Source organism: Clavibacter michiganensis subsp. insidiosus (assembly GCF_002240565.1).
Taxonomy (GTDB): domain Bacteria; phylum Actinomycetota; class Actinomycetes; order Actinomycetales; family Microbacteriaceae; genus Clavibacter; species Clavibacter insidiosus.
This window is the reverse complement of record NZ_MZMO01000001.1, coordinates 1,888,982-1,908,160: the sequence shown is the minus strand read 5'-3', so window position 1 is coordinate 1,908,160 and position 19,179 is coordinate 1,888,982. Positions and strand designations below refer to the sequence as shown.

Genomic DNA, 19,179 nt, shown 5'->3' with positions numbered 1-19,179 from the left:
CGTGGCGCACTTCCACCTCGCGGACGACCTCGACGCGGCCGACCTCGCCGTCGGCCGCGTCGTCGCGCTCGGACCGCAGGAGTCGCGGCACGCCGTCACGGTGAGCCGCGTGCGCGCAGGGGAGGGCCTGCTCGTCGGCGACGGGCGCGGGACCATCGCGTCCTGCGTCGTCACGACGGCGGATCCGCAGCGCCTGGAGCTGCGCGTCGAGTCCGTCGAGGCGCACCCGGCGCCGTCGCCGCGCGTCGTGCTCGTGCAGGCGCTCGCGAAGGGCGACCGCGACGAGCTCGCCGTGCAGGCCGCGACCGAGCTGGGCGTCGACGCCGTGATCCCGTGGCAGGCGCAGCGCTCGGTCTCCCGGTGGGAGGGCGCCAAGGTCGCCAAGGGTCGGGAGCGCTGGCGCGCGATCGTCTGCGAGGCCGTGAAGCAGTCCATCCGCCCCCGCGTGCCCGAGGTGGAGCCGCTCGCGACGACGAAGGACCTCGTGCGCATGGCAGCGACCGCGCGCGTGCTCGTGCTCGACCCGACCGCCGAGGCGCGGCTGTCGCGGCTCGACCTGGCCACGGCCGACGGCGACGCCGCGAGCGACGTGCTGCTCGTGGTCGGCCCCGAGGGCGGCATCGGCCCGGCCGAGGTCGAGGCGCTGCGGGCGGCGGGCGCGATCCCGGTGGCGCTCGGCCCGGGGATCCTCCGCACGTCCACCGCCGGACCGGCCGCGCTGGCGCTCGTCAACGCCGCGCTCGGGCGATGGTGACGTCGCGGGTCCCGCGTAGGCTGGGCGCATGACCAGCAGCCCAGAGCCCACCGTCTTCGAGCGCATCGTCGCGCGCGAGATCCCGGCCGAGATCGTCGCGGAGACCGACCGCGTCATCGCCTTCGAGGACATCGCGCCCAAGGCGCCCGTGCACGTGCTCGTCGTGCCCAAGACGGCCGCGTACCGCGACGTCGTCGAGCTCGCCGCGGGCGACCCCGCGCTCCTCGCGGAGGTCGTCGACCTCGCGTCGCGCATCGCCGCCGAGCGCGCGGGCGGGCAGTTCCGCCTCCTCTTCAACACGGGGGCCGACGCCGGCCAGACCGTGTTCCACGTGCACGCGCACGTGCTCGCCGGATTCGACCAGGGGGACCATGTCGGGCTCTGACCCGCGCGGCGACGCATCGACGGCGGATGACCGCGTCGAGCAGACGGCGACGATGGACGGCGTGCTCATGGTGCGCCTCCTGGGGCCGCAGGACCGGCTGCTCCGGCAGATCGAACGCGAGCACCCGGACGTCGACGTCCGGGTCCGCGGCAACGAGATCACGCTCGTCGGCACCCGAGCGGATGTGGCCGCGGCCCGTCGGCTCATCGACGAGGTCGTGGCGATGGTGGAGGACGGACAGCACGTGGAACCCCAGGAGATCGAGACGAGCGCGCGCCGGCTCGGCGAGGACGACGCGCGGACCCTGTCCGACGTGCTGAGCGAGGCCATCGTGCAGTCGCGCGGCCGCACCGTCCGGCCGAAGACGCAGGGCCAGAAGCAGTACGTGCAGGCGATCGACGAGAACACCATCGTGTTCGGCATCGGCCCCGCGGGTACGGGCAAGACCTACCTCGCGATGGCGAAGGCCGTCCAGGCGCTGCAGCGCAAGGAGGTCGAGCGCATCATCCTCACGCGCCCGGCCGTCGAGGCGGGGGAGCGGCTCGGCTACCTGCCCGGCTCGCTCACCGACAAGATCGACCCGTACCTGCGCCCGCTGTTCGACGCGCTCAACGAGATGATGGATCCGGAGCTCGTCCCGAAGCTCATGGCCTCGAACACCATCGAGGTCGCGCCCCTCGCCTACATGCGCGGCCGCACGCTGAACAACGCGTTCGTCGTGCTCGACGAGGCCCAGAACACCACGCCCGAGCAGATGAAGATGTTCCTCACGCGCCTCGGCTTCGGCTCGAAGATGGTGGTCACGGGCGACATCACCCAGGTCGACCTGCCCACCGGGTCCAGCGGCCTGCAGCTCGTCACGCGCGTGCTCGACGGGATGGACGACATCCACTTCTCCCGTCTCACGAGCGACGACGTCGTGCGACACACCCTGGTCGGCCGCATCGTGGACGCGTACACGCGCTACGACGCGGAGCGCCAGGCCGCCGACCACCTCCGCGCCGAGCGCCGCACCGCCCCTGGGAGCACCCGATGAGCATCGAGATCAACAACGAGTCGGCGATCGAGGTCGACGAGCCGCTCATCCAGCGGCTCGCGACCTACGCGCTCGACACCCTGCACGTGCACCCCGACGCCGAGCTCGCCATCGTGATGGTGGACGAGGGCGCGATGGAGCAGCTGCACGTGCAGTGGATGGACGAGCCCGGCCCCACCGACGTCCTCAGCTTCCCGATGGACGAGCTCCGGCCCGGCACCGAGGACCGGCCGACGCCCGCCGGGCTCCTCGGCGACATCGTCGTGTGCCCGCAGGTCGCGGCCGAGCAGGCAGTGGCGGCGGGGCACTCCACGATGGAGGAGATCCTGCTGCTGACGGCGCACGGCATCCTGCACCTGCTCGGCTTCGACCACGCCGAGCCCGACGAGGAGCGCGAGATGTTCGGCCTCCAGCGCGACATCCTGATCGGGTTCGCCATGAGCGAGCGCGGGCGCTGACCGCCTCGATGCTCACCCTCCTCCTCCCCGCGTCCCTCCTGGTCGTGTTCGGCGGCCTGTTCGCGGCCGCCGAGTCCGCCATCTCGTCGCTGTCCCGCGCGGACATCCAGGAGCTCGCCCTCACCTCGCGCGCCCGCCGGTCGATGCTCGCCATCTCCAGCGACACGGGCGCGTACGTCAACTCGCTGAGCTTCGTGCGCATCATCGCGGAGACGAGCGCCGCCGTGCTCGTGACGCTGGCGCTCGCGTACACGATCGACGAGTGGTGGATCACGATGCTCGTGGCCGCCGCGATCATGACGGCCGTGTCCTTCGTGCTGGTGGGCGCCAGCCCGCGCTCGGTGGGCCGGGTGCACGCGCGCCCGCTCCTCGCGTGGACGGCGCTCATGGTGCGGGTGATCCGCGTCGCCATCGGCCCGGTCGCCGACGCCCTCGTCGCGCTCGGCAACCGCGTCACCCCCGGCCGCCCCAAGACCGTCGCGACGTTCACGAGCGAGGAGCAGCTGCTCAGCATGGTCGACGAGGCCACGGAGCTCGAGGTGCTCGAGGAGGACGACCGGGAGCTCATCCACTCGATCTTCGAGTTCAACGACACCGTCGTGCGCGAGGTGATGATCCCGCGCACGGACATGGTGGTGGTCGAGCAGACCGTGCACGTCGGATCGGCGCTCGGCCTCTTCCTCTCCCGCGGCATCTCCCGCGCGCCCGTGACGGGTCGCGACTCCGACGAGATCGAGGGCGTCCTCTACCTCCGTGACCTCGCGCGCATGGTCCACGAGCGGCCCGAGGAGGCGGAGCGCACGACCGTCGACCAGCTCGCGCGCCCCGCCGTCTTCGTCCCCGAGTCGCAGAAGGCCGACGCGCTGCTGCGGCAGATGCAGCTCGAGTCGAACCACCTCGCGATGGTGGTGGACGAGTACGGCGGCATCGCCGGGCTCGTCACGCTCGAGGACCTCATCGAGGAGCTCGTGGGCGACATCAGCGACGAGTACGACCGCGACGTGCCCGAGTTCGACGACCTCGGGGACGGCGTGTACCGTGTGAGCGCCCGGCTCCCGATCGACGAGCTGGGCGACCTGTTCGGGCTCGAGCTCGACGACGACGACGTGGACAGCGCCGGCGGCCTCCTCGCGAAGACCCTGGGGCGCCTTCCCGAGCGCGGATCCGTGGTGCGCGTCGGCGGGCTGGTCCTCACGGCCGACCGGGTCGAGGGGCGCCGCACGCGCATCAGCACGATCCTCGTCGAGCGCGACCGCGCGGGCGACGCCGACGACGACGACGACCACCACGAGGCGGCCCCCGCCAGCAGAGGACACGCCCATGACTGACCCCCGGGACGACGAGACGGCCGCTGAGGCCGCACCGCGCGACGGGGCGCCCGCCGACGCGGCGCCCGCCGACGCGACGGCCGAGCCGGCCCCGCTGTCCGACGAGGCCTGGGGCATCGACCGCGCCGCCGAGCCGTCGCGCGCGAAGCGCAAGCCGCGCGGCGGGGCGCCCGCCTACCGCGCCGGCTTCGTCTCGTTCGTCGGCCGCCCGAACGTGGGCAAGTCCACGCTCACGAACGCCCTGGTGGGGGAGAAGGTCGCCATCACCAGCTCCAAGCCGCAGACGACGCGGAAGGCCATCCGCGGCATCGTGCACCGGCCGGACGGGCAGCTCATCCTCGTCGACACCCCCGGGATCCACCGCCCGCGGACGCTCCTCGGCGAGCGGCTCAACGCGCTGGTGCAGACCACGCTCGGCGACGTGGACGTCATCGGGCTGTGCATCCCCGCGGACGAGCGGATCGGCCCGGGTGACCGCTTCATCAACGAGCAGCTGGACGAGTACCCGCGCGCCCGCAAGATCGCCATCGTCACGAAGACGGACTCCGCCTCCCGGCACGCGGTCGCCGAGCAGCTGCTCGCGGTGCAGGAGCTGCGCGACTGGGACGCGATCGTGCCCGTCTCCGCCGTCGAGGCGATCCAGCTCGACGCGCTCGTGGGCGAGCTGCTGAAGGCGCTGCCCGTCTCGGAGCAGCTCTACCCGTCCGACGCGGTCACCGAGGAGGGGCTCGAGGCGCGCATCTCGGAGCTCATCCGCGAGGCGGCGCTCGAGGGCGTGCAGGACGAGCTGCCGCACTCCCTCGCCGTGACGATCGACGACATGATCCAGCGCGAGGACAAGGAGCTCCTCGAGATCTACGCGAACCTCTTCGTCGAGCGCGACAGCCAGAAGGGCATCGTCATCGGCGCGCAGGGGTCGCGGCTCAAGCACGTGGGGCAGGTGGCGCGCGCGCAGATCGAGCCGCTCGTCGGCACGCGCGTGTTCCTGTCGCTGCGCGTGAAGATCGCCAAGGACTGGCAGCGCGACCCGAAGCTGCTCGGCCGCCTCGGCTTCTGACCCGAGGTGCCGATCCCGCGTACATCCCGCGGATGAGATCGGCGCGCCGCGGCGGGGATCCTCGGCCGCCGCGGGCTCCTCGGCGGGGCGCGGCACGTACGGTGGTCGCATGCTCCGACGGATCCCGAGGTACCAGCTCGTCCTCGACGTCGTCCTCGCGGCGGCGTTCGTCGCCGTCCTCGCTCCCGGCTCGATCGGCGTCGCGGCCGCGAGCGCGTTCGGGGTCTTCTCGTTCACGACCTCCGAGGTCTCGCTGGTCCTCGTGGTCCTCATGGGCGCGGCCCTCGCCGTCCGTCGGCTCGCGCCGGGGCTCTCGCTCGCCGTCGCCTGGGCGGGCGCGATCATCCAGATGGGGGCGGGAGCCGCGGTCGAGCCCGGCGACATCGCCATCGCGGGCGTCGTCTACTGCACCGCGGCCTACGGCGGCCGGATCGTCCGGGCGCTGGGCCTCGCCTCCGCCATCGTCGGCGGCGTGGTCGCCGCCTCCTACCTCTCGTACGCCTCGGGCCGAGTGCCCATCGGCAGCGCCGCGTTCAACTCGGGGGAGTGGACCGCGTTCGCGACCCTGTTCCTGCTGCTGTGCGCGTGGAGCGTGCTGCTCGCGTCGTGGACGGCCGGCCGCCTCGTCGTCGCGTCCCGCGCGTCGCACGCGAGCCGCGACGCGCAGGAGGCCGCCGAGCGCGACCAGGCGCGCGCTGCAGGACGTCGTGGTCGAGCAGGAGCGCAACCGCATCGCGCGGGACATGCACGACGTCGTCGCCCACTCGCTCGCCGTCGTGATCGCGCAGGCCGACGGCGCGCGCTACGCACGGCTGGTGGATCCCGAGGCGGCGGACGAGGCGCTGCGCACCATCTCCACCACCGCCCGGCAGGCGCTCGGCGACGTGCGGATCCTCCTGGCGCAGCTCCGGCATAGCGAGGACGACGCCCCGCAGCCCGAGCTCAAGGAGCTGAGCGACCTCATCGACCAGATGCGCTCCACGGGCCTCACCATCGAGTTCGTCGAGTCGGGCCAGCCCGGCGAGTTCGGCACCGGGCAGCAGCTCGCCGTATACCGGATCGTGCAGGAGGCGCTGACCAACGTGCTGCGGCACGGCGACGTCGGGCACCCCGTCGAGGTGGAGCTCGCCTGGGAGCCGGACGGCGTCTCGGTGTCGGTGCGCAGCCGGACGCTCCCGGATCCGGTGCGCCCGGCGCGCACGACGACGGGCATCATCGCCCTCCCCGTGCTGCCGCCCGCCCCCGCCACCCCGGCGCAGCCGGTCGGCCACGGCCTCGCCGGCATGCGCGAGCGCGCCACGCTGTCCGGCGGCCGCTTCTCCGCGGGCGTGCGCGAGGGCGTGTGGACCGTGTCCGCGTGGATCCCGTTCGCTCCCGCCACGCGCCCCGTGCCCCGAGTGCCCGTCGCGGGAGCGTCCGTCAGCACGGGCGCGGACGCGCCCAGCCGCCCCCTCACCCTCGACGAGCTGTTCCCGCCGGAGGCCGCGGCCGCGGGCACCGCGACGCCCGGCAGGCCCGCCGCGCACGTCAGCCCGCACCGCACCGCCGCCGCCCGCGGGGCATCCGCCTCCGCGGCACGCCGCGCGCGCGACGACCGGCCCGGCGGATCCTGACCCGTCGCGCCTCCGCGATACCCTTCCCACGCCGCCCCCGATCGAAGGACCCCCGTGCCCACCCCACCCATCCGCGTCGCCCTGGTCGACGACCAGGCCCTGTTCCGCACGGGCGTCCGCATGCTCATCTCCTCGCAGCCCGACCTGGAGTTCGCCGGCGAGGCCGCCAACGGCCAGGAGGCCGTCGAGCTCGCGCGCACCGAGCACCCCGACGTGATCCTCATGGACATCCGCATGCCCGTGATGGACGGGATCCAGGCCACGGCCGAGGTCCTGCGCGCGGCGGACGCGCGGGGCGACCGCCCGCCGCGCGTCCTCGTGCTCACGACCTTCGACCTCGACGAGAGCGCCGCGCGCGCGATCCGGGCAGGGGCGAGCGGCTTCGTGCTGAAGGACGCCGACCCCGAGTTCCTGCTCGCCGCGATCCGCACCGTCCACGCGGGCAACTCCGTCATCGCGGCGTCCGCCACCCGCCAGCTGCTCGAGCACTTCGACCCGGGCTCCCGGCCCCGAGTCGCGCCGCCCGCGTTCGCGTCGCTGACCTCGCGCGAGCGGGAGATCTTCGTCCTCGCGGCACGCGGCCTCAGCAACGCGGAGATCGCGCAGGCGGAGTTCCTCAGCGAGGCGACGGTGAAGACGCACGTGAGCCGCATCCTCGCGAAGCTCAGCCTCCGCGACCGCGTGCAGCTCGTGGTCTTCGCCTTCGAGCACCGGTTGAACGGATCCCCGACCCAGGGCTAGCCGCTCCCGATCGGCGGGAGGCCGCTCGCATCCCCGTCGGCTAGATTCCTGTCGCCTGCCCGCTCCCGTCGCCAGAGGACCACCATGCTCCACGATCTCGAAGACCTGTCGCTGCTGAGCGCGTCGACGGTCACGGCCACCACGCTCGCGCCCGTGATTGGCATCGTCCTCCTCGCTGTCGTGGCCCGTCGCGCGCGCCAGACGACGGGCGCGCGCGCCGCGGATCCCCGGCGCACGGCCGGCGAGCTCGCCCTGGGCGCCCTCATCGGCGCGCTGGGCGGCCTGGCCCTCGCCTTCGTCCTCGGCGACGTGATGGACCTGTTCGGGGTGGTCCTGTCCCTGCCGACACGCGGCTGGACGGCCGTCGGCGGCATGGGGCTCGGCATCCTCGTCGTCGCCGTCGTGCGCAGCGGCCGCAGCGTCACCGGGGTGGGCGGCACCGGGCGGCCGACGCGACGTCTGCGCGTCCTGCACCGGGTGCTCGCCGTGCTCGTGGTGCCGCTGGTCGTGCTGACGTCCGCCATCGGCATCAACGCGGACCTGCAGGAGTACCCGAACGTGGCGGCGGCCTTCGGCCTCACCCGCGTCGGTCCGCTCGACACGACCGACCTCCCGTCGGCCCAGCCCGCGGACGGGGAGCCGGCCCCGGACTCCACCGTGCCGATCGAGGAGTCGTGGACGCCGGGCGAGGAGCTCCCCGCCCACGGCCGCGTCGGATCCGTTGCCATCCCGAGCACGCAGTCGGGCTTCACGGCGCGCGACGCCATCGTCTACCTCCCGCCCGCGGCGCTCGTGCCGGACGCCCCCCAGCTGCCCGTGGTCATCGCCATGTCGGGGCAGCCGGGCAAGCCGCTCGACCTGCTCGCGTCCGGCCGATTCGAGTCGATCCTCGACGCCTACGCCGCGGACCACCACGGCCTCGCGCCCATCGTCGTCATGCCGGACCAGCTGGGCGCGTCGGACGCGAACCCCATGTGCATCGACTCGTCCCTGGGCAACTCGGAGACCTACCTCACGGTCGACGTACCCACCTGGATCCGCGCGAACCTCCGCGTGCTCGACGATCGCACGTCGTGGGCCCTGCTCGGCTTCTCGCAGGGCGGCACGTGCGCCGCGCAGCTCGGCGCCGCGCATACCGACCTGTACGGCTCCTTCGTCGACATCTCCGGCGAGATCGGCCCGTGGGCCGGCCCCGAGACCATCGACGTCGCCTTCGGCGGGTCGCGCGACAGGTACGCGGCATCGATCCCCTCGGCCGTCATGGCCAGCCGCGCCCCCTACGCCGACACCCAGGCCGTGTTCTGCGTGGGCGAGGAGGACTCCGGGTACCGTCCCGGCGTGGAGCAGGTGGAGGCAGCCGCTGTCGCCGCGGGGATCGACGCGCGGCTGAGCCTCGCGCCCGGCAGCTCGCACGACTGGGGGACGGTCAAGTGGTGCACGGCCGACGCCCTCCCCACCCTCGGTCAGCGTCTGGGGCTCACCCGATGACGACGCGCCCCCGCATCCTCACGTTCCAGGGCGCAGCCCGGGCGCTCCTCACGCGCCTCGTCGCGCAGCCGGTGACCCTGGGGATCGCCGCGGCGATCCTGCTCCTCGCCGTCCTGCCCGCCGTCTCCGCCACATGGCGCCGCGTCGTCCGCCACGAGCTCGCGACGGGCTACGAGGCGGTCGTCGAGCGCGGCCACTGGTGGACCACCGCCACCGCCGCCTTCCTCACGGACGGGCCCGTGGAGCTCGTCGTCTCGCTCCTGGCGGTGCTGGTGCTCGTCGGCGTCGCGGAGCACCTCATGGGCTGGTGGCGCACGCTGCTCGGGTTCGTGCTCACCGGCACCGTCGGCTCGCTCCTCGGCATCGCCGTCCAGGCCCTGGGCCTCGTGGACGGCGAGCTCTGGTCGCACGGCGTGCGGGGCATCGCGACGGCGGATCCGCTCACGGCTGTGGCGGGCGTGCTCGCGCTCTCGAGCGCGTGGGCCGGCGTCCTGTGGCGGCGGCGCATCCGCGTGGTGCTCGTCGTGGTGGTGCTCGTGTTCCTCCTCTACTCGGGCCAACCGAGCGACCTCTACCGGCTCCTCGCGATCCTCGTCGGGGGCGTCGTCGGCGCCCTGCTGCACCGGCCGGCCGGGGGAGCGCTCTGGCAGCGCAGCTCCCACCACGAGGTGCGCGTGATGCTCGCCTGGGTCGTCGCGATCCTCGGCACCGGCCCCGTCATCGCCCTGCTGTCCCGGAGCCGCTACGGTCCGCTCGCGCCCATCGCGCTGCTGTTCGTCGACGACCGGGTGCCGGGCGACGCGATCTCCACCCGCTGCCTGTCGAGCGACTTCACGCACGACTGCCTGCAGGAGATCATGCTGGCGCGGATCGGCGGCGGGGTCGGCCCGATCCTGCTCTCCGTGGCGCCGCTGCTGGCGCTGCTGGTCGCCGCGTACGGCCTGGCGCGCGGGCGGCGCTTCGCCGTGTGGCTCGCCGTGAGCGTCAACCTGCTCCTCGCCGTGCTGTCCGCCTACGCGTTCGGCATGCTCGTGCACCGCGACATGGTCTCGCCGCGCCTGTCCGCGTCGCCGTCCGCGCACCCGGAGGCGGTGGCCGCGCTCATCGCGTCGGTGACGCTGCCGCTCGGCAGCGCGATCGTCCTCGTGCTCCTACGCCGGCACTTCACGATCCTGTCGACGGCCCCCGCCATCCGGCGCTTCCTCGTGACGACGGGCGTCGCCCTGGCCGGGCTCATGGCGCTCTTCGTGGCCACCGGGCTCGCGCTCTCCGACGCCTTCACCCGGCCGGTGGACCTCAACGACCTGCTGGCCGAGGCGCCGGACCGCTTCATCCCGGCCTCGTTCCTGCGCGGGGAGTCGCTCGACTTCCTGCCGACCGACCCGATCACCGACGTCGTGTACCGCGGCGTGGGGCCGGTGTTCTGGATCATCCTGGTGGTCGCGAGCCTGCGCGCCATCGCCGACGTCCGCATCGCCGCCGTGCCCCGGGCGCAGGCGCGCGTCGCGCCGGCCCTCCGCCGCGGCGCGATCGGCTCCCTGTCGCACATGGCGACATGGCCGGGCAACTCGTACTGGATCGCCGCCGACGGGCAGACGGTCGTGGCGTATCGCGTGGTGGGCAGCGTCGCCATCACGACGGCGGCGCCGCTCGGCCCGCCCGACGACGACGGGGCGCTCCGCGACGTCCTCGGCCAGTTCGCGCGCTTCGCCGACGACAACGGGTGGACGCCCGTCTTCTACAGCGTCCCCGCGTCGATGACGCCGCTGTTCCGCGACATGGGCTGGGAGACGCTCGTCGTCGCCGAGGAGACCGTCGTGCGGCCGGGTACCTGGCAGACCACGGGCAAGAAGTGGCAGAAAGTGCGCACGTCCATCAACGGGGCCGACCGCGCCGGGATCCGCGCCGAGTGGACCACCTGGGCCGAGCTGCCGCTGGCGTGGGCGAGCCAGATCGAGCAGATGTCCGAGGAGTGGGTCGCGGAGAAGGAGCTGCCCGAGATGGGCTTCACGCTCGGCGGCGTGGAGGAGCTCCGCGATCCCGCCGTGCGGCTCATGCTCGCCATCGACGCCGATGACCACGTGCAGGCCGCCACGAGCTGGCTGCCCACCTTGCGCGACGGCGAGGTCGTCGGCTGGACGCTCGACTTCATGCGCCGCCGCCCGGACGGCGTCCACGGCGTGATGGAGTTCCTCATCGCCCGCTCCGCCATGCGGATGAAGGAGGACGGCATCGAGTTCATGAGCCTGTCCGCCGCGCCGCTCGCGCAGACCCGCGCGGCCTCCCCGAAGGGCGGTCACGAGGATGCCGGCGCCGGCCAGGAACGGCAGGAGAGCGCGGTCGAGTGGATCCTCGAGTTCCTCGCCGAGTCGCTGGAGCCGGTCTACGGGTTCCGCTCGCTGCTCGAGTTCAAGCGCAAGTTCCAGCCGGAGCTGGTGCCGCTGATCATGGCCTACCCGGACGCGACCGCCCTGCCGACCGTGGGCCTCGCGCTCACGCGGGCCTACCTGCCGTCGACGTCCGTGCGCGAACTCACGCGCGTGCTCCGCTCCGCCCGGTGAGCCCCGCCCGCGGGCCGCGGCGGGTGCGGACGCCCGCGGCGCCGGTGTACCGTGGTCCCATGCAGTCCGGCCGCCTCCTCCTTAGTCGCCGCGGCGAGGCCTGATCCGGCCCTCCTCGTCGCGGAGTCCCGTCACGGCTGACCCGACAACGACGAGGAGACGACCATGAAGAGCACGCAGACCCCCAGCGGGATGCCGATCCACAAGTACCGCCCGTTCCACGAGCAGATCGCCGTGGACCTGCCCGACCGCACGTGGCCCGCGCGCCGGATCACCGAGGCGCCGCGCTGGTGCGCGGTCGACCTGCGCGACGGCAACCAGGCGCTCATCGACCCGATGAGCCCCGAGCGCAAGCGGATCATGTTCGACCTGCTGGTGCGCATGGGCTACAAGGAGATCGAGGTCGGCTTCCCGTCGGCCAGCCAGACCGACTTCGACTTCGTGCGCAGCCTCATCGAGGAGGGCGCGATCCCGGACGACGTCACGATCCAGGTCCTCACGCAGGCGCGCGAGCACCTCATCGCCCGCACCTACGAGTCGCTGCGCGGGGCGAAGCAGGCCATCGTGCACCTCTACAACTCGACGAGCGTGCTGCAGCGCGAGGTCGTGTTCCGCACCGACAGGCAGGGGATCATCGACATCGCGCTCGAGGGCGCGCGCCTCTGCAGGCGGTACGAGGAGACGATCCCCGAGGTCGACGTCTACTACGAGTACTCGCCCGAGAGCTACACGGGCACGGAGCTCGAGTTCGCGGCGGAGATCTGCAACCGCGTCGTCGAGGTCCTCGACCCGACCCCCGAGCGCAAGGTGATCCTCAACCTGCCCGCGACCGTCGAGATGGCGACCCCGAACGTCTACGCCGACTCCATCGAGTGGATGTGCCGCCACCTCGACCGCCGCGACGAGGTGCTCGTCTCGCTGCACCCGCACAACGACCGCGGCACGGCCGTGGCCGCCGCGGAGCTCGGCTACCTGGCCGGCGCCGACCGCATCGAGGGCTGCCTCTTCGGCAACGGGGAGCGCACCGGCAACGTCGACCTCGTCGCGCTCGGCATCAACCTGTTCACGCAGGGCATCGACCCCCAGATCGACTTCAGCGACCTCGACGGGATCAAGCGCACGGCCGAGCACTGCAACCAGCTGGCCGTGCCCGAGCGGAGCCCGTGGGCGGGCGACCTCGTCTACACGGCGTTCAGCGGATCGCACCAGGACGCCATCAAGAAGGGCTTCGAGGCCATGGCCGTCGACGCGGCGGCGCAGGGCGTCACGGTCGACGACATCCCGTGGGCCGTGCCGTACCTGCCGGTCGACCCGCAGGACCTCGGCCGCTCCTACGAGGCCGTGATCCGCGTGAACTCGCAGTCGGGCAAGGGCGGCGTCGCCTACCTGCTCAAGGCCGACCACTCGCTCGACCTGCCGCGCCGCCTCCAGATCGAGTTCTCGGGCGTCGTGCAGGCCAAGACCGACGCCGAGGGCGGCGAGGTCACGAGCGCGCAGATCTGGTCGATCTTCCAGGACGAGTACCTGCCCGCGCCGCTCGACCGCGTCGAGGAGAAGTGGGGTCGCTTCGAGCTCACGTCCACGCGGACGTCGAGCGACATGGGCGGATCCGTGTCCCTCGAGGTCGAGCTCCGTGACGGCGACGAGGTGCGCGAGTCCTCCGCGTCCGGCAACGGCCCGATCGCCGCGTTCCTGAAGGTGCTGGCCGACCAGGGCGTCGACGTGCGCCTGCTCGACTACGTGGAGCACGCCCTCAGCGCGAGCGGCGACGCGCTGGCCGCGTCGTACGTGGAGCTGGAGGTCGAGGGCGTGCGCCTCTGGGGCGTCGGCATCGACGAGGACAGCTCGACGGCGTCGCTCGAGGCGATCGTCTCCGGGGTCAACCGGGCCATCCGCCGCACCGTGCGCGAGCCGGAGCTGGCCGCGGTCTGATCCGCTCCGCGCGACGTGCGCGTGCACGACGGCCGGGCGGCGACGCCCGGCCGTCGTGCGTCAGCGCCGCGGACGCGGCCGGCGCAGCGCCGTGAAGCGCAGGCGGCTGAGCGCGCGCTGCTCCGGCAGGCTCCAGCCGAAGCGCACCGCGAGCAGCCGGGTGGTGGCCGTGACGGCCACGCAGACGATGGCGGCGATCCACATGGGCACGCCGAACGTCGCGAGCAGCACGACGATGACGGCGCCCACGCCCGCGGCGACCGCGTAGAGCGAGCCCACGTGCATCATCGCGATGGGCAGGTTGAGCAGGAGGTCGCGGACGAACGAGCCGCCGACCGCCGACACGACGCCGATGAAGACGGCCGGGACCTCCGGCACCCCGGCCGCCAGCGCCTTCGACGTGCCGATGGCGCAGAACAGGCCGATGGTGAGCGCGTCGAGGGCGGTGATGACGGCGTCGAGGCGCGTGAAGATCCGCTCCAGGAGCATGCCGCCGAGGGCCGCCGCGACCGCGACGAGCATGAGCCAGTTGCTGGAGAGCGCCGCGGGCGTGACATCGAGGAACACGTCGCGGAGGAGGCCGCCGCCGAGACCCGTGGCCGTGCCGATGATGGCGATGCCGAGCAGGTCGAGCTTGCGGTCGCGGAAGCCCGCCGCGAACATGGCGCCCTGCAGGCTGCCGATGCTGACCGCCAGGAGGTCCGCCCAGAGCGGGATGGTGAGGGGGACGGGATCCATGGCCTCCCCTTGATAGCACAGGGCTGGCGCGATGCACGGCCGCGTGACGCCGGGCGGCCCGGCCCGCGCGGCGGCGGGGGAGCGCGGGCGCGGGGCGGATAATCGAGGGGTGCCCCTCTACCGTGACGAGATCGTCGTCCTGCGCACCCACAAGCTGGGCGAGGCGGACCGGATCGTCACGATGCTCTCCCGGCAGCACGGCAAGATCCGCGCGGTGGCCAAGGGCGTGCGCCGCACGCAGTCGCAGTTCGGCGCCCGGCTCGAGCCGTTCATGGTCGCCGACGCCCAGTTCTTCGAGGGCCGTACGCTCGACATCATCACGCAGGCCGAGTCGATCGCCTCCTACGGCGCCCTCATCGCGGCCGACTACGGCAGCTACACCGCGGCCAGCGCCATGGTCGAGACGGCCGACCGCGTCACCGAGGACGAGGGGTCGCTCCAGCAGTACCTGCTCCTCGTCGGCGCGCTCCGGTCGCTCAGCCGCCGGGAGCACGGCGCGAGCCTCACGCTCGACTCCTACCTGCTGCGGAGCCTGTCGATGGCCGGATGGGCGCCGAGCTTCCAGGACTGCGCCGTGACGGGCGCGCCCGGCCCGCACTCCGCGTTCGTCGTGCAGCTCGGCGGCGCGGTCGCGGACGCGGCCGCCCCGCCCGGATCCCCGCGGCTCGACCCCGACACCCTCGCGCTCCTGTCCGCGCTCCTCACGGGCGACTGGCCGCACGCCGAGGCCGCCACGCTCCGATCGCAGGCGCGCGCGAGCGGCGTGGTCGCCGCGTACGCGCAGTGGCACCTCGACCGGGGGATCCGCTCGCTCGGCCTCGTCGACCGCAGCGACGCGCGTCAGCTCCTCCCGCCCACCGAGCGGCCCGTGCCGCTCGACGCGCCCGACCTCGACGGCGCCGACCCGGATCTTGCCGCGGCCCTCGCCGCCGCGACCGCGTCCGCGGTCCGGTCCACGCCGGCCGCCGCCGAGCCCGCCCCTCCCGCCGACCGCCCCCGAGCACAGGAGACGACCCCATGAGCCGACGCCCCCAGGTCCCCGGCCGCGCCGACCTCCCGCTCGACTGGACCGGCGAGCAGCCGCCCGCGATCCCCGCCGACCTCGTGCCGAAGCACATCGCGGTCGTGATGGACGGCAACGGCCGCTGGGCCAACCAGCGCGGCCTCCCGCGCACGGCCGGCCACCAGGCGGGGGAGGAGGCGTGGTTCGACACCGTCGCGGGCGCCGTGCAGCTCGGTGCGACGCACCTGTCGGTCTACGCGTTCTCGACGGAGAACTGGAAGCGCTCGCCCGCCGAGGTCCGCTTCCTCATGGGCTTCAACCGGGACGTGATCCACCGCCGTCGCGACCAGCTGAACGCCTGGAACGTCCGGATCCGCTGGGCGGGCCGTCGCCCGCGCCTGTGGCGCAGCGTCATCGACGACCTGCGGGTCGCCGAGGAGATGACGAAGGACAACACCGGGATGACCCTCACGATGTGCATCAACTACGGCGGCCGCACGGAGATCGGCGACGCCGTGCGCCGCATCGCCGAGGACGTGGACGCCGGCCGGCTCAAGGCGTCGCGCGTCGACGAGCGCACCATCCAGCGCTACCTGTACCTGCCGGACGTGCCGGACGTGGACCTCTTCATCCGCAGCTCCGGCGAGCAGCGCACCAGCAACTTCCTCCTATGGCAGTCGGCGTACGCGGAGATGGTGTTCCTCGACCGGCTCTGGCCCGACTTCCGCCGGAAGGACCTGTGGGACGCCGTGGAGAGCTACGTGCACCGCGACCGGCGGTTCGGCGGCGCGGTCGACGCGCACGCCGGTGACGCCGACGAGGGGTCGGCCGAGGATCCGGACGCGGAGGCCGACGGCGCCGCGACCGCTCAGTAGCATCGCGAGCGTGACCGCACCCGACACCGCGCCCCGTCCGTCCTCCTCCGTCTCCTCCTCCGCGGGCGGCGACGCGCCCATCCGCGTCGGCATCGTCGGCTACGGCCTCGCCGGCCGCGTCTTCCACGCGCCCTTCCTCGCGGCGAGCCCCGAGTACCGGATCGCCCTCGTCTCCACCTCCGACCCGGACCGCGCCGCGCAGGTGCGCGAGCGCCACCCCGGCGCCGACGTCGTCCCGTCCGCCGACGCGCTGTTCGCGCGCTCCGCCGAGCTCGACATGATCGTGATCGCGTCGCCCGCCTCCGCGCACCTCCGCCAGGGGCTGCAGGCGCTCGACGCGCACCTCGCCGTCGTCATGGACAAGCCGTTCGTCGCGACCGTGGACGAGGCGCTCATGCTCATCGAGCGCGCCGAGGCCCTCGGGATCCCGTTCTCCGTCTTCCAGAACCGGCGCCTCGACGGCGACTTCCTCACCGTGCAGGCGCTCATCGCGTCGGGCCGCCTGGGCGCGGTCCACCGCTTCGAGTCGACCTTCGAGCGCTGGGGCGGACCCGTGCGCGACCGCTGGCAGGACCGCGAGACGCCGGCCGACGCCGCGGGCATCTCCTACGACCTCGGCAGCCACCTCATCGACCAGGCGCTCGAGCTGTTCGGGCCCGTCGCCGACTTCGCGGCCGAGCTCGCGACCGTGCGCGACGGATCCGCGAGCGACGACGACGCCTTCTACTCGCTGCTGCACGAGTCGGGCGTGCAGTCGCACATCACCGTCAGCCGCGTGGCCGCGCTGGCGGGCCCCCGATTCCGCGTGCTGGGAACCGCGGGCGCGTACGCCGTGCACGGGCTCGACCCGCAGGAGCCGCTGCTGAAGGACGGCGCGTCGCCGACCGACCCCGGCTTCGGCGAGGCGCCCGAGGCGGAGTGGGGCACGCTCGTCGAGGCGGCGGGGGATCCCGCAGGGGAGCGCGTCCCCACCGAGCGCGGCCGCTACGCGGACTTCTACGCCGCGATGGCCGACGCGGTGCGCGGACGCGGACCCGTGCCGGTCGAGCCCCGCGACTCCCTCGAGACGGTCCGCATCGTCGAGCTCGCGCACCGGCGGACCGCGGGAGACGAGGAGTGAGCGGGACGCGCCCGTAGACTGGGGGCCGCCTTTCCCGGCGATGCCGGCATCCCGCCGGCCCGTCGCCGTCCGCCGACCGGGCATCCAGTCCGGCCCCACCTAGGAGCAAACGTGGCAACCCCCTCGCGTCTCGACCCGGTCATCAACCTCGCCAAGCGGCGCGGGTTCGTCTTCCAGGCGGGTGAGATCTACGGCGGCTCGCGCTCCGCGTGGGACTACGGGCCGCTCGGCGTGGCGCTGAAGGAGAACATCAAGCGCCAGTGGTGGCAGACCATGGTCAACGGCCGCGACGACGTCGTGGGCCTCGACTCCTCGGTCATCCTGCCCCGCCGCGTGTGGGAGGCGTCCGGCCACGTCGAGGTCTTCAGCGACCCGCTCGTCGAGTCGCTGCACACGCACAAGCGCTACCGCGCCGACCACCTGCTCGAGGCATACGAGGCCAAGCACGGCCACCCGCCGGCCAACGGCCTCGCCGACGTCAACGACCCGGACACCGGCCAGCCCGGATCCTGGACCGAGCCGCAGAACTTCTCGGGCCTCCTCAAGACCTTCCTCGGCCCGGTCGACAACCAGGAGGGCCTGCACTACCTCCGCCCCGAGACCGCGCAGGGCATCTTCGTCAACTTCGCCAACGTCCTCAGCGCCGCGCGCCAGAAGCCGCCGTTCGGCATCGGCCAGATCGGCAAGAGCTTCCGCAACGAGATCACGCCGCAGAACTGGATCTTCCGCACGCGCGAGTTCGAGCAGATGGAGATGGAGTTCTTCGTCGAGCCCGGCACCGACGCCGAGTGGCACCAGTACTGGATCGACGCCCGCTACGCCTGGTACACCGACCTCGGCATCGACCCCGAGAACCTGCGCCTCTTCGAGCACCCGCAGGAGAAGCTCTCGCACTACTCCACCCGCACGGTCGACATCGAGTACCGCTTCGGCTTCACCGGCGGCGCGTGGGGCGAGCTGGAGGGCATCGCGAACCGCACCGACTACGACCTGCGCACGCACTCCGAGGCGTCCGGCCAGGACCTCTCCTACTTCGACCAGACGAAGAACGAGCGGTGGATCCCGTACGTCATCGAGCCCGCGGCCGGCCTCACCCGGTCGATGATGGCGTTCCTGGTCGACGCGTACCACGAGGACGAGGCCCCGAACGCGAAGGGCGGCGTGGACAAGCGCACGGTCCTGCGCCTCGACCGCCGGCTCGCGCCCGTCAAGGTCGCCGTGCTGCCGCTGTCGCGCAACGAGAGGCTGTCGCCGGTGGCGCGCGAGCTCGCCGCCGCGCTGCGCAAGGTCTGGAACATCGAGTTCGACGACGCGGGCGCCATCGGCCGCCGCTACCGCCGCCAGGATGAGATCGGCACGCCGTTCTGCGTGACCATCGACTTCGACACGCTCGACGACCAGGCCGTCACGGTGCGCGAGCGCGACACCATGGCGCAGGAGCGCATCCCGCTCGACCAGCTCATGGCGTACCTGGCCGGGCAGCTCATCGGCGCCTGACCCGCGCCCTCCGCACGGCCGATCCGCCGTCCCTCGCCCGCCTCGCGCGGGTCAGGGGCGGCGGATCGTCAGTTCGTCCGTGATGTCGCCGACGGTCGCGCCGAGCGCGGCCACGAGCGCGTCCGCGTCCACGAGGGCCGAGACGCCGTGCTCGCCGCCGCCCATGCCGATGCGTCGACCCGCGATCCGCTCGTCCGCGTAGACGGGCAGGTCGCCGTCGGCGCCGAGCGGCGTGATCGTGCCGCGCTCGTACCCCGTCGCCTGGAGCGCGACCTCGGGCGCGGGCATCGACAGCTTGTTCACGCCCACGAGCGCACGGAGCTTCGCCCAGCTGATCTGCCGGTCGCCCGGCACGAGCGCGATGAGGAGGGCGCCGTCGTGGCGCTTCACCACGAGGGACTTCACGAGGTGGGCCGGCGCGATGCCGAGGCCCGCCGCCGCCTCCTCGAGCGAGGAGGCGTCGGGGCGCTCGACGACCTCGACGTCGATCCCGAGGCGGGCGGCGTGCGCGAGCACGCGGGCGCGGCCGCGGGGAGCGGCGTCGTCGGATGCGGGACGGGCGGGGGACGGGGAGGTGTCGGACATGCTCGGGC

At 73.2% G+C, this 19,179-nt stretch carries 16 protein-coding genes and 2 pseudogenes; 16 read left to right on the top strand and 2 right to left on the bottom strand.

Annotation, left to right across the window (positions count from 1 at the left end; all coding sequences use genetic code 11):
* Position 1: 1 nt before the first annotated feature.
* The 12 genes and pseudogenes from B5P21_RS09280 (at position 2) to leuA (ending at position 13,353) form a co-directional block, all read left to right on the top strand.
* Positions 2 to 754 carry a 16S rRNA (uracil(1498)-N(3))-methyltransferase gene (locus B5P21_RS09280; protein ID WP_045527852.1) on the top strand — a complete coding sequence of 251 codons (753 nt, stop codon included), beginning with the start codon at positions 2 to 4 and terminating at the stop codon, positions 752 to 754.
* 28 nt (positions 755 to 782) lie between these two features.
* Entirely contained in the window at positions 783 to 1,139 is a 357-nt protein-coding gene (locus B5P21_RS09275) for a histidine triad nucleotide-binding protein (protein WP_045527854.1), read from the top strand.
* Positions 1,126 to 2,175, top strand: a complete 1,050-nt coding sequence (locus B5P21_RS09270) for a PhoH family protein (RefSeq protein ID WP_045527855.1) — start codon at positions 1,126 to 1,128, stop codon at positions 2,173 to 2,175. Before B5P21_RS09275 ends, B5P21_RS09270 begins: the two co-directional genes overlap by 14 nt.
* Positions 2,172 to 2,633, top strand: a complete 462-nt coding sequence (gene ybeY, locus B5P21_RS09265) for an rRNA maturation RNase YbeY (protein WP_045527857.1) — start codon at positions 2,172 to 2,174, stop codon at positions 2,631 to 2,633. Before B5P21_RS09270 ends, ybeY begins: the two co-directional genes overlap by 4 nt.
* 8 nt (positions 2,634 to 2,641) lie before the next feature.
* Positions 2,642 to 3,961 (top strand): hemolysin family protein, encoded by a 1,320-nt coding sequence (locus tag B5P21_RS09260; protein WP_045527859.1) that lies wholly within the window; start codon positions 2,642 to 2,644, stop codon positions 3,959 to 3,961.
* The gene (gene era, locus B5P21_RS09255) at positions 3,954 to 5,018 is read left to right on the top strand and encodes a GTPase Era (protein ID WP_172457220.1); all 1,065 of its coding nucleotides are present in this window, start codon (positions 3,954 to 3,956) and stop codon (positions 5,016 to 5,018) included. The genes B5P21_RS09260 and era overlap by 8 nt, the downstream gene beginning before the upstream one ends.
* A gap of 109 nt (positions 5,019 to 5,127) precedes the next feature.
* Positions 5,128 to 5,586, top strand: a pseudogene (locus B5P21_RS17685) (DUF7134 domain-containing protein); the annotation flags it as partial.
* 175 nt (positions 5,587 to 5,761) lie between these two features.
* Positions 5,762 to 6,631, top strand: a complete 870-nt coding sequence (locus B5P21_RS17305; RefSeq protein ID WP_246865267.1) for a sensor histidine kinase — start codon at positions 5,762 to 5,764, stop codon at positions 6,629 to 6,631.
* 54 nt (positions 6,632 to 6,685) lie between these two features.
* Positions 6,686 to 7,372 (top strand): response regulator, encoded by a 687-nt coding sequence (locus tag B5P21_RS09245; protein ID WP_045527861.1) that lies wholly within the window; start codon positions 6,686 to 6,688, stop codon positions 7,370 to 7,372.
* An 84-nt stretch (positions 7,373 to 7,456) separates the two neighbouring features.
* Complete coding sequence (locus B5P21_RS09240; protein WP_052663195.1) at positions 7,457 to 8,860, top strand: alpha/beta hydrolase; 1,404 nt, start codon at positions 7,457 to 7,459, stop codon at positions 8,858 to 8,860.
* Positions 8,857 to 11,421: a bifunctional lysylphosphatidylglycerol flippase/synthetase MprF gene (locus B5P21_RS09235; RefSeq protein ID WP_045527866.1), complete on the top strand. Its 2,565-nt coding sequence runs from the start codon at positions 8,857 to 8,859 to the stop codon at positions 11,419 to 11,421. The genes B5P21_RS09240 and B5P21_RS09235 overlap by 4 nt, the downstream gene beginning before the upstream one ends.
* A 165-nt stretch (positions 11,422 to 11,586) precedes the next feature.
* A complete protein-coding gene (gene leuA / locus B5P21_RS09230; RefSeq protein ID WP_045527867.1) occupies positions 11,587 to 13,353 on the top strand; it encodes a 2-isopropylmalate synthase in 1,767 nt (588 codons plus the stop codon).
* 60 nt (positions 13,354 to 13,413) lie between these two features.
* On the opposite strand, the gene B5P21_RS09225 is transcribed toward leuA, so the two are convergent.
* On the bottom strand, positions 13,414 to 14,091 hold the full coding sequence (locus B5P21_RS09225; protein WP_045527868.1) for a trimeric intracellular cation channel family protein: 678 nt from the start codon (positions 14,089 to 14,091) through the stop codon (positions 13,414 to 13,416).
* A 109-nt stretch (positions 14,092 to 14,200) separates the two neighbouring features.
* Between B5P21_RS09225 and recO the strand changes: the two are divergent.
* From recO to B5P21_RS09205, 4 genes and pseudogenes are all read left to right on the top strand, one after another.
* Positions 14,201 to 14,914, top strand: a pseudogene (recO, locus tag B5P21_RS09220) (DNA repair protein RecO); the annotation flags it as partial.
* Positions 14,915 to 15,108: 194 nt separating this feature from the next.
* A complete protein-coding gene (locus B5P21_RS09215) occupies positions 15,109 to 15,969 on the top strand; it encodes an isoprenyl transferase (RefSeq protein WP_045527872.1) in 861 nt (286 codons plus the stop codon).
* Positions 15,970 to 15,979: 10 nt separating this feature from the next.
* The gene (locus B5P21_RS09210; protein WP_052663196.1) at positions 15,980 to 17,089 is read left to right on the top strand and encodes a Gfo/Idh/MocA family protein; all 1,110 of its coding nucleotides are present in this window, start codon (positions 15,980 to 15,982) and stop codon (positions 17,087 to 17,089) included.
* 111 nt (positions 17,090 to 17,200) lie between these two features.
* Positions 17,201 to 18,586, top strand: a complete 1,386-nt coding sequence (locus B5P21_RS09205) for a glycine--tRNA ligase (RefSeq protein ID WP_045527877.1) — start codon at positions 17,201 to 17,203, stop codon at positions 18,584 to 18,586.
* Between the two features lie 51 nt (positions 18,587 to 18,637).
* On the opposite strand, the gene B5P21_RS09200 is transcribed toward B5P21_RS09205, so the two are convergent.
* A complete protein-coding gene (locus B5P21_RS09200; RefSeq protein WP_172457221.1) occupies positions 18,638 to 19,171 on the bottom strand; it encodes an aminoacyl-tRNA deacylase in 534 nt (177 codons plus the stop codon).
* Between the last annotated feature and the right edge of the window lie 8 nt (positions 19,172 to 19,179).